This is a genomic window from Streptomyces sp. NPDC047017 (assembly GCF_040644175.1).
Taxonomy (GTDB): Bacteria; Actinomycetota; Actinomycetes; order Streptomycetales; family Streptomycetaceae; genus Streptomyces.
The window spans coordinates 411,890-425,595 of the sequence record NZ_JBEYVW010000001.1; the positions used below are offsets into that span (position 1 = coordinate 411,890).

The window sequence follows — 13,706 nt, forward strand, 5'->3', positions numbered from 1 at the left end:
CCCTAGCTCGCAGAGCCCTGACCCGGTAAGGGAGCCCGCTGATGCCGCGCTCGCTGGACGGCCTCGTCCTCGCCCCCGTCGCCGACCAGGCCCCGGGCCAGGTCGGCACCCGCACCCGGTTCGCCTACCACGAGCGGGACGGCGAGATCTGGGCCGAGTACGCGGGCGGCGACGTCGTGCGCGGCCATCTGGTGGGGACCCGGGAGGGCGACCGGCTCGACTTCCGCTACGTCCAGCTCAAGCGGGACGGCACGACGGCCGGCGGGCACTGCGTCTCCACGGTGGTCGAACTGGCGGACGGCCGGCTGCGGCTGGAGGAGACCTGGGAGTGGGAGTCGCAGCCGGGCAGCGGCACCAGCGTGGTGGAGGAGGTCCGCCGGCGGCCCGCTGCGCAGCGGGCCCGCTAGCGGAGTCGCTGTGCAGCAGGTCACCTGGCACGCCCCCTGCCTGGCGAAACGTCAGGTGACTATGGTGATCGGATGGGTGAGCAGACGCAGGGACAGGGCACGGCACAACCGCGGCGCGTGGTCGTCGTCGGCGCGGGCATGGCCGGCGTGCGGACCGCGGTCGCCCTGCGCGAGCAGGGCTACACCGGCACCGTCACACTGATCGGCGCCGAACCCCACCAGCCCTACGACCGGCCGCCGCTGTCCAAGGCCGTGCTGCTCGGCAAGGCCGAGGGCTCCGCCTTCGACGTCGACTTCGAGGGGCTCGGCCTGGAGCTGCGGCTCGGCTGCGAGGCACTGGCCGTCCGCGCCGACGCCCACGTCCTGGACACCTCCGAGGGACCGGTGCCCTACGACGTCCTGGTCCTGGCCACCGGCGCCGAACCGGTCCGCGTCCCCGGCACCGAGGACGTCCCCGGCGTCCACCTGCTGCGCACCCTCGACGACGCGGCGCGGCTGCGGCCGGTCCTCGCCGGGCAGCACGACGTCGTGGTGGTCGGCGCCGGCTGGATCGGCGCCGAGTTCGCCACCGCCGCCCGCGAGGCCGGCTGCGCGGTGACCGTGGTGGAGGCCGCGGACCGGCCGCTGGCGGGCGCGCTGCCCGCCGAGGTGGCCGCGCCGATGGCCGCCTGGTACGCCGACAGCGGCACCGAACTGCGCACCCGCGCGCGCGTGGCCCGCATCGAGCCCGGCGCGGTGATCCTCGACGACGGCTCCCGGCTGCCCGCCGGCGCGGTCGTCGTCGGCATCGGCGCGCGGCCCGCCACCGCCTGGCTGGCCGGCTCCGGCGTCCAGCTGGGCGACCAGGGCGAGGTGCTCGCCGACGACCGCCTGCGCACCTCCGTGCCGGACGTGTACGCGGTCGGCGACTGCGCCTCCTTCCCCTCCGGCCGCTACGGCGAGCGCCTGCTGGTCCACCACTGGGACAACGCCCTCCAGGGCCCGCGCACGGTCGCCGCCGACCTGCTCGGCCTGACCCCGGCCGTCTACGATCCGGTGCCCTACTTCTGGTCGGAGCAGTTCGGCCGCTTCGTGCAGTACGCCGGCCATCACACCGGCGCCGACCGGCTGCTGTGGCGCGGCGAGCCGGACGGACCGGCGTGGACGGTGTGCTGGCTGCGCGAGGGCCGGCTCGTCGCCCTGTTGGCGGTCGGCCGGCCGCGCGATCTGGCCCAGGGCCGGCGGCTGATCGAGGCGGGCACGCCGATGGACGCCGCGCTGCTCGCGGACCCGGCGAGGCCGCTGAAGGCGGCCACCGCGTAGCCCTCCCGGGCGCTGCGCGCCCGGCCGGTCGGACGGGGCCGGTTTCCGACTGTCAGTGGCAGATGGCACGCTTGTCCCGTGACCGAGATTGACGCGAAGACCGATGCGCTCGTACCCGCCTGGCTGACCCTCCCCGACATCGCCGAGATGCTCGATGTCGAGGTGACGCGGGTGCGGCAGCTGGTCAAGGAGGGCCAGCTCATCGCCGTACGCCGTGGTGAGAACCGCGCGCTGCAGGTACCCGCCGCCTTCATCGACGGGGACAAGGTGGTCAAGGGCCTGACCGGGACCCTGACGCTCCTGCGGGACGACGGCTTCACGGTCGAAGAGATGATCGAATGGCTCTTCACCCCCGACCCGACCCTGCCCGGCACCCCCGCGCAGGCCCTGAGCGAGAATCGCGGCACGGAGGTGAAGCGCCGGGCCCAGGCACTCGCCGTCTGACCCCGCCCGCCCGCACTCCGACCGAAACAGAACGACCCGTCCGCGTACGGGCCGGGGCTTGGGCAAGGCCCGGCCCGTACGACACTGGGCCCCGGCCCGGCCCGTACGACACTGGGCCGCGGCCCGGCCCGTACGACACTGGGCCGCGGCCCGGCCCGGCCCGTACGCCACCGACACACCGTCTACCGCCACCCGGGGGGACCCACGCATGTCCGACACCGCAGCCGCCGCCCGCGACCGGCTCGCCGACGCGCGCCTGTACCTGTGCACGGACGCCCGCCGGGACCGCGGCGACCTGCCCGAGTTCCTCGACGCGGTCCTGGCGGCCGGGGTCGACATCGTGCAACTGCGCGACAAGGGCATGGAGGCGGGCGAGGAGCTGGAGCACCTGGAGGTGTTCGCCGACGCCTGCGCCCGGCACGGCAGGCTGCTCGCGGTCAACGACCGCGCGGACGTCGCCCACGCCGCCGGCGCGGACGTGCTCCACCTCGGCCAGGGCGACCTGCCGGTGCCCGCCGCCCGCGCGATCCTCGGCGACGAGGTGCTGATCGGCCGCTCCACGCACGCCGAGTCCGAGGTTGCCGCGGCCGCCGCGCAGGACGGCGTGGACTACTTCTGCGCGGGCCCCTGCTGGCCCACCCCCACCAAGCCCGGCCGGCCCGCCCCCGGCCTGGATCTGGTGCGCTACACCGCCTCCCTGGGCACCGACCGCCCCTGGTTCGCCATCGGTGGCATCGACCTGGGCAACCTGGACGAGGTGCTGGCGGCCGGCGCCCGCCGGGTCGTCGTGGTCCGGGCGATCACCGAGGCCGACGACCCCGGCGCGGCGGCGGCCCGCATCGCCGGGCGGCTGCGGCAGGCGGCGGCCGGCTGAGATCTCCCGCCTCGCGGCCGGCCGGAGAACCGGCGGCCGGCCGGAGAGCCGGGGCCGGGTGGCGGCCCGGTGTCCGAGGGATGGACAACAAAGCGACAATCCGTGCAATTCACCGGCTCCCGGTTGGGGGACAGGGCCGCCCTGGATAACCTGCGAGCATGGCCCTCGGAACCGCATCCACCAGGACTGATCGCGCACGCACCGTGCGCGACATCCTCGCCGCCGGAGAGACGACGTATTCGTTCGAGTTCTCCGCCCCGAAGACGTCCAAGGGCGAGCGGAACCTGTGGAGCGCGCTGCGCAGGGTCGAGGCGGTCGCGCCGGACTTCGTCTCCGTGACCTACGGCGCGGGCGGTTCCACGCGCGCCGGCACGGTCAAGGAGACCCAGCAGATCGTCGCCGACACCACCCTCACCCCGGTCGCCCACCTCACCGCGGTCAACCACTCCGTCGCCGAACTGCGCAACATCATCGGCCAGTACGCCGACGCCGGCATCCGCAACATGCTCGCGGTGCGCGGCGACCCGCCCGGCGACCCGATGGGCGACTGGGTGCCGCATCCGCGCGGGCTGACCTACGCGGCCGAACTCGTCCGGCTCATCAAGGAGTCGGGTGACTTCTGCGTCGGCGTGGCCGCCTTCCCGGAGATGCACCCGCGCTCCGCCGGCTGGGACAGCGACGTCGCGCACTTCGTGGACAAGTGCCGCGCGGGCGCCGACTACGCCATCACGCAGATGTTCTTCCAGCCGGAGTCCTATCTGCGCCTGCGCGACCGCGTCGCCGCGGCCGGCTGCGACACCCCCGTCATCCCCGAGATCATGCCGGTCACCAGCCTCCGGCTCCTCGAACGGCTGCCCCAGCTCAGCAACGCCGCCATCCCGGATGTCCTGAAAGAACGGATCCTCTCCGCGAAGGACGATCCGGCGGCGGTACGCTCCATGGGGATCGAATTCGCCACGGAGTTCTGCGCGCGGCTGCTGGCCGAGGGAGTGCCCGGACTGCACTTCATCACGCTCAACAACTCCACGGCGACCCTGGAAATCTACGAGAACCTGGGTCCGCACCGGCCACCGCGGACCTAGACGGTCGCACCCGCGTACGACACACTGCGGAACGGCCACTGGGAGAGGGGCGTACATGGGCTGGGCGGTCCTCTACATCGCTTTCGGCGGCGTCGCGCTGTGGTTGCTCGGCGAGGTGCTGCTGCAGTACAAGGCGCGGCTGCGCTGGCGGCTGCTCGCCTTCGGCGGCTTCCTGTGCGTGGTGCTCGGGGTGCTCATCCCGTCCGTCCTGGTCATCGGCGCGGGCGCGATCGCCTTCGCGATCGGCCAGACCTATGTGACGCTCTCCTTCCGCCGCGGCTTCGCGGCGGGCTGGGCGGTCAGGAAGCCGTCCGCCGAGGAGCCCGCCAAGCGCCGCCGCGGCCGCGCCGACCGCAAGGCCCCGACCGGCGCGGACACCGGCCACCCGGCCCCGGACGCCACCGGCCCGGACGAGCACGCCGGGACGGACGGCACGAGGAACCCGGCGGGACCCGGCCTGCCGTACGGGCAGGACGACGACGAGCACGACGACGTCTTCGCCCCGGCCCGCCCCCTGGAGTCCGCGGCCGCCGATCCCACCACCGTGTACGAGCCGCTGCCGCTGCCCGACGACACCGGTTCCTACGGCGTCTACGGCGACTCGCCCCACCCGGCGGGCGCACCGGACCAGGGCCAGTACGCCCCCACCGCCCAGGGCACCGACCAGGGCTACGGGTACGACTACTCGGGCTACGGGCAGCAGGGCTACGGCTACGACGGCACCGGCCAGCAGCAGTACGCCGCCTACTCGGACCCGTACATCGGCACCCAGACCTACGACGGCGCCGCCTACGACACCGGCTACGGCCGGCAGGGCTACGCCGCCCAGGACCCGTACGCCACGGGCGGCCACCCGGACGGGACTCCGGCCGGCGGGGTGTGGGTCCCGCAGCAGCGCGCCGACGACCCGCACGGCGGCCGGCTCACACCGGAGCAGCAGCCCTACCCCTACCAGGGCGACGGGCACGACGGCGGCCATGGGCAGGGCGGTGGCCATGGGCAGGGCCAGGCGCAGCACGGCGCCGGCTTCGACGAGCAGTACCGTTTCTGAACCGGCCCGCGCGGCCCGCCGCCGGCCCGGCCGGGCTCACTGCGAGCCGCGGAACCGCGGTCCCTCCACGATGAGCCCGGCCACCAGCGCCCCCGACATGCCGGCGTGCGGCAGCCCACCCCCCGGATGCGCCCAGCCGCCCACGGCGAACAGCCCCTGGACCGCCGTGGAGTTGGCCGGGTGCAGCAGCCGGCCCCCGGCCGCGGCCAGGGCCGGCGCGGGGACGGCCCCGCCGACCGCGCCCGTCGCCTCCGCGATGTCGGCCGGGGTGCGGACCTCGTGCCACAGCAGCCGCTCGCGCAGACCGGGCACGGCCCGCTCGGCGGCGCCGATCATCCGGCCGGCCTGCCGCTCCCAGGCGCCCTCACCGGCAGTCCCGCCGCCGTCCGCGAGCCCCGCGGGGACGGTGGCGGTGAGCGTGACGGCCTCGTGCCCCGGGTCCGGGACCAGGGCCGGGTCGCCGGGGCGCGAGACGGTGACCGTGGGTTCCGCGGGCAGCGCGGGGGCCGCGCCGAACAGCGCGTCCAACTCGGCCCCGCGGTCCCGTGTGTGCACCACGGTCCGGTGGGCCGTGCCCTCGGGGCGGCCGCCGCGCAGCGCGAGGAGCACGGTCAGCCGGCTCGGCAGCCCGTCCTGCGGCGCCACCTCGCCCGGCCCGCGCGCCGCGGAGTCCGGAAGGAGACGGCCCCAGACCTCCGGCGCCACCCCGGCGACCACGAACTCCGCCTCCTGGACGCCCCCTTCGGCCAGCTCCACGCCCGCCGCGCGCCCGTCCCGCACGGTGATCCCGGTGACCTCGGCGCCGAACACGAACGCGACCCGGCGGGCCACGCACCGCTCGTACACCGCGCGGGCCAGCTCGCGCAGGCCGCCGCGCACGTACCACATGCCGAAGGCGTGCTCCATGTACGGCAGTACGGCCGCGCTCGCCGGGGCGGTCCTGGGGTCGAGGCCGTACCCGAGGGCGTGGCTCTCCAGCAGCGCGGCCAGCCGCGGATCGCGCAGCTCCCAGGCGCCGACCTCGGCGAGCGTGCCGGCCCGCCGGGTGCGCAGCAGCCGCTTGTGCGGGACCGCCGGATAGGGCTCGCGTTCGCCCAGCACCCGCCAGTCGGGCCACAGCGGCTCTTCCAGCAGCGGCCGGCGGGTGCGGTCCCAGGCCTCGCGGGCGCGCACCAGGAAGTCGCCCCAGCGCTGCCCGGCATCGCCGCCGAGCGCCGTGTCCAGGGCGGTGACGGCGCCCGCGCGGGAGGCGTTCGGCAGGGAGACGTCGGTGCCGTCCGCGAACAGGTGCCGGGCCGCGGGGTCGACCTGGACCAGTTCGACGCGGTCCTCCAGCGGCTCCTTGCCGGTCTTGACGAACAGGTCGCGGTAGACCGCGGGCAGCGGGAGCAGTCCGGGGCCGGTGTCGAAGGCGAAGCCGTCCCGTTCGTGGCGGCGCAGCGCACCGCCGTAGGTGTCCGTGCGCTCGTACACCGTCACCCGGTGGCCCGCGACGGCCAGCCGGGCGGCAGCCGCCATCGCGCCCGTCCCGGCGCCGATCACCGCAATCCGTGCCATGCCGGCGACTTTATCGGCCACCACCGACAATCCCGGCCGCGGGGCTGTGACCAGCGCATTCCGTCCGGAACGCACGCACCGACGAGGGCGGGTGCGCCGGACTGAGTACGCGTACCTAGACGGCGAGATGAGTACGCGCGCGGATGGGGACCGGTCCGCGCGGAGGGAAGAGTGGGGCCCACGGGAAGGGGCACGGCGCCGCGACCGCCGGCACGGGGCGGCGGAACGGCGCGGCCCCGGACCCCTCCTTGGACATCCCGTACGCCGACCGGAGCATCCCGTACGCCGGATACGCCCCGTACGCCCGTACGTCCCGCGTGGCCCCGCGGGTCAGGGCCGGGTGCCGCTCACCCGGCCCTGGAGGAGCCGGGACAGCGCGGCGTGCACGTCGTCCAGGGACCGTTCCGCCTGGAAGGACTTCCAGTCCAGGGCGGCCACCAGCACCATGCCCACCAGCGCGGCGGCGGTCAGCGGTACATCGATCTCCTCGCTGAACTCGCCGTGCGCCACGCCCTCGCGCAGTACCCCCTCGACGACCGCGACCGCCTCCTGCCGGACCACCGTGAGCGTGGACTGCCAGGCCCGGTTGGTGCGCCACAGCTCGGCCACGTACAGCTGGGTGAAGGCGGGGTAGCGGTCGATGAAGACGAGCCCGGCCCGGACCATCGCGTCCAGGGCGTCGACCCGGCTGCCGCCCTCCCGCTCCGCGCGCTCGGCGGCCTCCCGCAGCGAGGCGGTGAGGAGGCCCACCCCGTGCCGCAGCAACTCCTCGAAGAGGACCGACTTGCTCGCGAAGTTGTAGTAGACCGTGCCCTTGGCGACCCCGGCCCGCTCGGCGATCTCGTCCACCGTGGTGGCGGAGAAGCCCTGCTCGGCGATGAGCGTGACGGCCGCCTCGTAGAGCCTCTGCCGGGTGGCCTCGCGGCGGGTACGGCCGCCCGGCGTGGCGCTGCTGCTTTCCATGGCCCCGATTGTCACAGGAACGGACTCCTCGGCCGGTACGGGAGGTGTCGTGCCGGGCGGCACGGCGGTCATGGGCACGGCGGTCACCGGGTCGGCGGTCACAGGCTCAGCTCCGGGTGCAGCCGGTCCAGGGTCCACACCTGGCGCCGCCGGGCCGCCAGCGCGGTCAGCGCGAGGGCGGCGGCGGTGAAGCCCGCGAGCACCGCGCAGGCCGTCCACACCGGGCCGAGACCGCCGCCCGTGATCAGCCGGCGCAGGGCGTCGACGACGTAACTCATCGGCAGGAAGGGGTGCAGCGTGCTGAAGAAGCCCGGACTGGTCTGCACGGGATAGGTGCCGCCCGCCGAGGTGAGCTGGAGCATCAGCAGCGCGAGGACGAGGATCCGGCCCGCCGGGCCGAAGCGCGCGTTCAGCCACTGCACGATCGCCCCGAAGCAGGCGGCCACCAGGAACAGGAAGGCGATCGTGCCTCCCGCGCGGGTCATGTCCAGGCCGATCGCCCAGTGCAGCACCGCCATCAGGGCCGCCGTCTGCAGCACCCCGACCGCCACCACCGGCAGCCAGCCCGCCAGCGCGATCCGCCAGGGCGGGGCGCCCGCGGCGAGCGCGCGCCGGTTCATCGCCGGGATCAGCATGTACGCCACCATGGCGCCCACCCACAGGGACAGCGGGATGAAGTACGGCGCGAACCCGGTGCCGTAGTTGGGCGCGTGGTGCAGGTCGTGCGAGGCCAGCTGGACCGGGTCGGACATGACGCCGGTGCGCCGGTCACGGTCCTTCTTGCCGTAGTCGGGGATCTGCCCGGCCCCCTGGTGCAGCCCGCCGGCCAGCTTGCCGGAGCCGTCCGACAGCTTGTACATGCCGCCCTGGAGGTCGTCGGCGCCGGTCTTGAGCTTGCCGACGCCCTTGTCGAGGGTGTCCGCGCCGGACTTGGCCGTGCCGAGCCCGGTGTGCAGTTCCTTCGCCCCCGCGGCGACCTTGCCCGCGCCCGCGTTCAGCTCGTTGACCTTCTTGACGGCGTCGGTGAGGTCCTCGGACAGGTGCGGCGAGCGGTCGGCGAGGGCCCGGGCCTGCTTCTGGAGGGCGGCGAGGTTCGCGTCCAGCTTCTTCAGGTCGGCGGAGTTGTCCGCGATCAGCGTGTCGACGTCGTCCGCGACGGCCGCCACGTCGGCCGCGGCCGTCTTCGCCTTCTTGAGGTCGGCGCAGGCGGGGTCGGGCGGGCCGGCCGGCTGGGCGCAGCGGCGCGTGTAGACGCCGTCGAGGACCTCGGCGGCGGCGTGGGCGCCCTTGTCGGCGGCCGGGGCGTGCTCGACCAGGGTGGCGAGGTTGTCGCGGACCGTCCCGGCCGAGTCGGCGACCAGCCGCGCGGAGTCACCGATGGTCTTCTCGTTGTCCCTGATGAACGGGCCCACCGTGCCGTCGACCGCGTTGACCCGGTCGGCGAGGGTCTGGGTGCCGTCGGCCACCTGCCGCGAGCCGTCCCGCAGTTCACCGGCCCCGCTGTCGAGCTTCGTCAGGCCCTTGGCCAGCTTGCCGCTGCCCTGCTTGGCCTCGGCCAGCCCGTCGGCGAGGTCCTCGGAGCCTTTCTCGGCCTTGCCGATGCCCCCCGTCAGCCGGTCCGCGCCCTGGGCGGCCTGGACGGTCTTGCCGTGGATGTCGGAGAACGACACGAAGATCTTGTCCAGGAAGGACCGCGACGCCTTGGCGGACGCGGCCGAACGCACCTCGCTGAACACCGTCTTGGAGATCTGGCCGACGATGTAGTTGTTCGCGTCGTTCGTACGGACCTGGAGGGCACCGGTCTCGGGGGAGCCGCCCGCGCTGGAGGCGATACGCCGGCTGAAGTCGGCGGGCACGGTCAGCGACAGGTAGTAGGTGCCGTCCTCGACGCCCTCGCGGGCCTGCTCGGCGCTCACCCGGTGCCAGTCGAAGGTCTCGCTCTTGAGCAGGTTCTCGGTGAGGTCGGAGCCGGCCGTGATCCGCTTGCCGTCCGCCGTGGCCCCCCGGTCCTCGTCGACGAGGGCCACCGGCACCCGGTCCAGGCGGCCGTACGGGTCCCAGAACGACCACAGGTACAACGCGCCGTAGAGCAGCGGCAGCACGAGCAGCGCCACCAGGGCGGCCCGGGGCAGCCTCCCGCGCGCGAAGCGCCTCAGCTCAAGCGCGGCCAGTCGCGGCGAACGCATCGCCCGCCCCCTTCTCCTCGTCGTCCCGCATCTCGTCGTCCCGCCCCGCGCTGTCCTGCTCCTCGTCGTCCTGCTCCCCGCCGCCGGTCCCGGTCCCGGTCTCGCTCTCCCGCGGCCCGGCGGTGGACACGGTCACCGCGTCGTCCGGCGCCTCGCCGCACACCGCGAGCACGGTCGTCCCGGACGCGGCCAGCGACCGCAACAGCTCCCACGCCTCCTCCCGTTCGGCGGGCGAGAGCTTGAGGTCGGCGTCGTCCACGGCGAGCAGCCGCGGCGCCGACATCAGCGCGAGCGCGACGGACAGGCGCAGCACCTCCAGGCGGTCCAGGTCGCGGACCGCGGTGCGGGCCCCGTGGGGGAGCGCCTCGACGTCCAGTCCGGCGGCGGCGAGCGCGTCGCCGGTCAGCCGCTCGCGCTCGGCCCGCCGCCGCGCGCGCGGGAACGGCAGGGCGAACGGTGCGGTGCGGAACCGGCGCTCCAGCAGGGCGCGTTCGCGCAGATGCTCGCCGACGGTCAGGGCCGGTTCGAGGTCGGTGACCCCGGCGACATTGGCGAGCGCGCTGACCCGGCGCAGCGCGGACATGTGCCGGGGAGGTTTGAGATCGCCCACCTCGGCCACTCCTTCGGTGGGCCGCATCCGCCCGGTGAGTGTGAGCAGCAGGCAGGTGCGGCCGGACCCGGAGGGGCCCTCGACCGCGATCAGCGCACCGGGCTCCGCGTCGAGGCCGACGTCGCGGAAGACCCAGCCGCGCGGTCCGCGCAGCCCGAGGCGGCGGGCTGTGACCGCGAGGCCGCCTGCCGTGTCCCGGGGTCTGTCGGGCGGGCCCTGGGACAGGTCCTCGGACGGGCTCTCCGGCGAGCTGTGCGGCGGCCTGTCCTGCGGCTCGCCCTGCGACTCGCGCTGCGGGTCGTCCACGGCTTCCCTCCCCGTGACCGCTTTTGAACTGACTGGTCAGTACAAAAATACCCCCGAACCCGCGATCGAAACAAAGTCCCAGGTCAGAACGGATTGTCAGTGGCATAGCTCACGATGGGCACATACGGCACCTGTGCCGTCAACCAGACGACAGGAGGTTCGTCATGGCCAACTCGTCCGCAGCCGCCGCCCGTCGGCGCCGCGCCACCGGCCCTGCCCCCTCACTGACCGGCCCGGCGAGCGACGTCCACCCCGTGCTCCGCAGGGCCACGGCCCCGCCCGCCGCCCTCGACCTGCTCGCCCAGGCCCGCGCGGGCCTCGAAGAGGCCGCCGTCCTGCGGACCCCCAACGAGCGCTACGCGACGGCCCACCTCGCCGCCCTGCGCACCGCCGCCGCCGTCCTCGCCGCGCGGGGCCGCCCGGAGACCGCGCCCCGGCGCCGGGCCCGCATCCGCAGCGCCTGGGAGGTCCTCCCCGAGATCGCTCCCGAACTGACCGAGTGGAGCGCGCTGTTCGCCTCCGGCGCCCGCCGCCGCGCCCTGGCCGAGGCCGGCGTCCAGGGCGCGGCCGGCCGCCGGGACGCCGACGACCTGATGCGGGACGTGGCGATGTTCCTCCGCATCGTCGAGCGGCTGCTGGTCCTCCAGCCGGTCCTGCCCCAGCCACGCCACCCCGCCCCGGACCCCGACACACCCCGCCCGGGCCCCGACAGCCGCCAGGGCCCGCCGGGCGCGGGTACGCGCGAGGGTCCACCGGAGGCGGGTACGCGCGGGGGCATGCCGGACGCGAGCGCGCGCGGCGGGGGCAGGTACGGCGTCGGCGCACCGGGCGCGGGCCAGTACGGCGGCACCACGCGGGGCACGGGACGGTACGGCGGCGACATGCGGGGCGCGGGCTGAGGCGCGGCAGCCGCGGCGCGGCGGGCGTAGCGCGGCGGGCGTAGCGCCCGAACTGTTCGGACCCGCCGGGACGCCCGGACCCGCCGGACCGCTGGACCGTCCGGATTCGCCAGGCCACCCGGATTCGCCGCCTGACCCGGGCCGCCCGGACCCGCCGGACGGCCCGGGCCTCCCGGACCCGCCGGACGGCCCGGGCCTCCCGGACCCGCCGGACCACCCACCCCGGCCGCCGTCCTCATCGTCCTCACCCGCCCGGCTCGCCCGCCCCGGCCGTCCCCGTCCCCGCCCCCGGGGCCGAGGCGAGGGGCGGGGCGGGTGGGCGAGGCAATAGGGTGGAAGACGCCTGAAGCCTTCCCGCCTCGCGTCCCGCGGGCCGGGAAGGCAGCCCGATCGCTCCGCCGTGCAAGAGGCGGTGCCGCCGCGAGGAGTCAACTGCCGTGTCGGACCCGATGCGCCCGCCCGTCTCCCCTCACCACCCCCGGCCGGCGTCGCAGCGCTCCGGCCCCGCCCCCTCCCGTGCCTCGCTGCGCACCGCCGTGGTCTGGGACGTCCTGCGCGACGCCCTGGAGCGCCGGGCCAAGGCCACCGGCCGGGAGTCCCTGGACGTCCTGGACACCGGCGGCGGCAGCGGCAACTTCGCCGTTCCCGTCGCCCGCCTCGGCCACCGCGTCACCGTCGTCGACCCGAGCCCCAACGCGCTCTTCGCCCTGGAGCGCCGCGCCGCCGAGGCCGACGTGGCCGACCGGGTGCGCGGCGTGCAGGGCGATGTGCTCGGCCTCTTCGACGTGGTCGAGCGCGGCGGCTACGACGCGGTGCTCTGCCACGGCGTCCTGGAGTACGTCGACGATCCCGCGGAGGGCGTGCGCAACGCGGTCACCGCCCTGCGCCCCGAGGGCACCCTCAGCCTGCTCGCCGCCGGGCTCGGCGGCGCCGTCCTGGCCCGGGCGCTGGCCGGCCACTTCAAGGAGGCCCGCCGGGCCCTCGGTGATCCGGACGGCCGCTGGGGCGAGGGCGACCCGGTGCCGCGCCGCTTCACCGCCGAGCAGCTCACCGCGCTCGTCGAGGACGCGGGCCTGGCGGTCGGCGCGGTGCACGGCGTACGGGTCTTCGCCGATCTGGTGCCCGGTGTGCTCGTGGACACCGAGCCCGGCACGCTGGACGCGCTGCTGCAACTCGAAGCGGCGGCGGCCGAGCTGCCGGCGTTCCACTCCGTGGCCACGCAGTTGCACGTGCTCGGTGAGACCCGGGGTGCCCGAGAGGTCTGAGCAGGCCCGGGCGGGCCCTGTGGCGGTCCGCCGATCGGCGCTCCGGCCTGCATGGAGTGCGCCACAGGCCCCCCGATCGCGGCCCGTGCGCCGTATGATCGGGGGAGACCGTCCGGCATGACAGGTCGGCCGCCGGGGAATGGAAGCCTCAGCGAGCCGGGCCGTCATGGCTGACCTGGCCGGTCAATTGGCGCAGAGGGGCGGGTTTCACGGGGGCGATTCCCTGCCTATCCTGAAGGGACCCCCCGGGTCGCCCCGGCGACTGCACGATGAGGAGGACTCCGTGCCGCTCTCGGAGCACGAGCAGCGCATGCTCGAGCAGATGGAGCGAGCGCTGTACGCCGAAGATCCCAAGTTCGCGTCGGCGCTTGAGGGAAGCGGGCTGCGTACGTACACCCGGCGGCGGGTCTACCAGGCGGTCGCGGGCTTCCTCGTGGGTATCGCGCTCCTCATGGCAGGTGTGATCGCCCAGTACCCCTGGGTGAGTGTGGTGGGCTTCCTGGTCATGCTGGGCTGTGCACTGCTGGCCGTGACCGGCTGGCGCAAGGCCCCCAAGCCGGGCGAGCAGCCCGTCGGCGGCCCGCACGCGCGACGCCCGGCGCGCCCGAAGCTCTCCGTGATGGACCGCATCGAACAGCGCTGGCAGCGCCGCCGCGACGAGCAGGGCCGCTAGCCAGGACCGAGACCATCGTGTGAGGGGCCGGCCACCACAGGTGGTCGGCCCCTCACACGTCCTCTGCCGCGTCGCGGTCGGCGGGGC

Annotated in this window: 12 protein-coding genes and 1 pseudogene; 9 read left to right on the forward strand and 4 right to left on the reverse strand. The window is 75.1% G+C overall.

Going from position 1 to position 13,706, the window contains the following annotated elements:
* Positions 1-41 precede the first annotated feature (41 nt).
* The 6 genes from ABZ858_RS02025 to ABZ858_RS02050 all read left to right on the forward strand — a co-directional run bounded on the left by ABZ858_RS02025 (position 42) and on the right by ABZ858_RS02050 (position 5,160).
* Positions 42-407, forward strand: coding sequence for a hypothetical protein (locus ABZ858_RS02025; RefSeq protein ID WP_361371184.1), 366 nt, complete (start codon positions 42-44; stop codon positions 405-407).
* A 72-nt stretch (positions 408-479) separates the two neighbouring features.
* Entirely contained in the window at positions 480-1,709 is a 1,230-nt protein-coding gene (locus tag ABZ858_RS02030) for an FAD-dependent oxidoreductase (RefSeq protein ID WP_361371187.1), read from the forward strand.
* A 78-nt stretch (positions 1,710-1,787) separates the two neighbouring features.
* On the forward strand, positions 1,788-2,153 hold the full coding sequence (locus ABZ858_RS02035) for an Rv2175c family DNA-binding protein (protein WP_361371190.1): 366 nt from the start codon (positions 1,788-1,790) through the stop codon (positions 2,151-2,153).
* 208 nt (positions 2,154-2,361) lie between these two features.
* A complete protein-coding gene (gene thiE, locus ABZ858_RS02040) occupies positions 2,362-3,027 on the forward strand; it encodes a thiamine phosphate synthase (RefSeq protein WP_361371193.1) in 666 nt (221 codons plus the stop codon).
* 158 nt (positions 3,028-3,185) lie between these two features.
* Positions 3,186-4,109, forward strand: a complete 924-nt coding sequence (metF, locus tag ABZ858_RS02045; protein WP_361371196.1) for a methylenetetrahydrofolate reductase [NAD(P)H] — start codon at positions 3,186-3,188, stop codon at positions 4,107-4,109.
* 55 nt (positions 4,110-4,164) lie between these two features.
* Positions 4,165-5,160, forward strand: a complete 996-nt coding sequence (locus ABZ858_RS02050) for a hypothetical protein (RefSeq protein WP_361371199.1) — start codon at positions 4,165-4,167, stop codon at positions 5,158-5,160.
* A gap of 36 nt (positions 5,161-5,196) precedes the next feature.
* Here the strand turns inward: ABZ858_RS02050 and ABZ858_RS02055 are convergent, their stop codons facing one another.
* From ABZ858_RS02055 to ABZ858_RS02070, 4 genes are all read right to left on the reverse strand, one after another.
* The gene (locus ABZ858_RS02055; protein WP_361371202.1) at positions 5,197-6,717 is read right to left on the reverse strand and encodes an NAD(P)/FAD-dependent oxidoreductase; all 1,521 of its coding nucleotides are present in this window, start codon (positions 6,715-6,717) and stop codon (positions 5,197-5,199) included.
* 330 nt (positions 6,718-7,047) lie between these two features.
* Positions 7,048-7,680, reverse strand: coding sequence for a TetR/AcrR family transcriptional regulator (locus ABZ858_RS02060; RefSeq protein ID WP_361371205.1), 633 nt, complete (start codon positions 7,678-7,680; stop codon positions 7,048-7,050).
* A gap of 98 nt (positions 7,681-7,778) precedes the next feature.
* Positions 7,779-9,866 carry a YhgE/Pip domain-containing protein gene (locus tag ABZ858_RS02065; protein WP_361371208.1) on the reverse strand — a complete coding sequence of 696 codons (2,088 nt, stop codon included), beginning with the start codon at positions 9,864-9,866 and terminating at the stop codon, positions 7,779-7,781.
* Positions 9,838-10,701, reverse strand: coding sequence for an ATP-binding cassette domain-containing protein (locus tag ABZ858_RS02070; RefSeq protein WP_361371940.1), 864 nt, complete (start codon positions 10,699-10,701; stop codon positions 9,838-9,840). The genes ABZ858_RS02065 and ABZ858_RS02070 overlap by 29 nt, the downstream gene beginning before the upstream one ends.
* A gap of 245 nt (positions 10,702-10,946) precedes the next feature.
* Here ABZ858_RS02070 and ABZ858_RS02075 point away from each other — a divergent pair.
* The 3 genes and pseudogenes from ABZ858_RS02075 to ABZ858_RS02085 form a co-directional block, all read left to right on the forward strand.
* Positions 10,947-11,450, forward strand: a pseudogene (locus ABZ858_RS02075) (SAV_6107 family HEPN domain-containing protein); the annotation flags it as partial.
* Between the two features lie 668 nt (positions 11,451-12,118).
* Positions 12,119-12,946: a methyltransferase gene (locus tag ABZ858_RS02080; RefSeq protein ID WP_361371210.1), complete on the forward strand. Its 828-nt coding sequence runs from the start codon at positions 12,119-12,121 to the stop codon at positions 12,944-12,946.
* Positions 12,947-13,229: 283 nt separating this feature from the next.
* The gene (locus ABZ858_RS02085) at positions 13,230-13,619 is read left to right on the forward strand and encodes a DUF3040 domain-containing protein (protein WP_361371213.1); all 390 of its coding nucleotides are present in this window, start codon (positions 13,230-13,232) and stop codon (positions 13,617-13,619) included.
* Positions 13,620-13,706: the final 87 nt, after the last annotated feature.

Excerpts from the sequence above, each read along its gene's own strand:
- ABZ858_RS02025 (WP_361371184.1), top strand. The coding sequence starts at position 42 with ATGCCGCGCTCGCTGGACGGCCTCGTCCTCGCCCCCGTCGCCGACCAG.
- ABZ858_RS02030 (WP_361371187.1), top strand. The coding sequence starts at position 480 with ATGGGTGAGCAGACGCAGGGACAGGGCACGGCACAACCGCGGCGCGTG.
- thiE (WP_361371193.1), top strand. The coding sequence starts at position 2,362 with ATGTCCGACACCGCAGCCGCCGCCCGCGACCGGCTCGCCGACGCGCGC.
- metF (WP_361371196.1), top strand. The coding sequence starts at position 3,186 with ATGGCCCTCGGAACCGCATCCACCAGGACTGATCGCGCACGCACCGTG.
- ABZ858_RS02050 (WP_361371199.1), top strand. The coding sequence starts at position 4,165 with ATGGGCTGGGCGGTCCTCTACATCGCTTTCGGCGGCGTCGCGCTGTGG.
- ABZ858_RS02055 (WP_361371202.1), bottom strand. The coding sequence starts at position 6,717 with ATGGCACGGATTGCGGTGATCGGCGCCGGGACGGGCGCGATGGCGGCT.
- ABZ858_RS02060 (WP_361371205.1), bottom strand. The coding sequence starts at position 7,680 with ATGGAAAGCAGCAGCGCCACGCCGGGCGGCCGTACCCGCCGCGAGGCC.
- ABZ858_RS02065 (WP_361371208.1), bottom strand. The coding sequence starts at position 9,866 with ATGCGTTCGCCGCGACTGGCCGCGCTTGAGCTGAGGCGCTTCGCGCGC.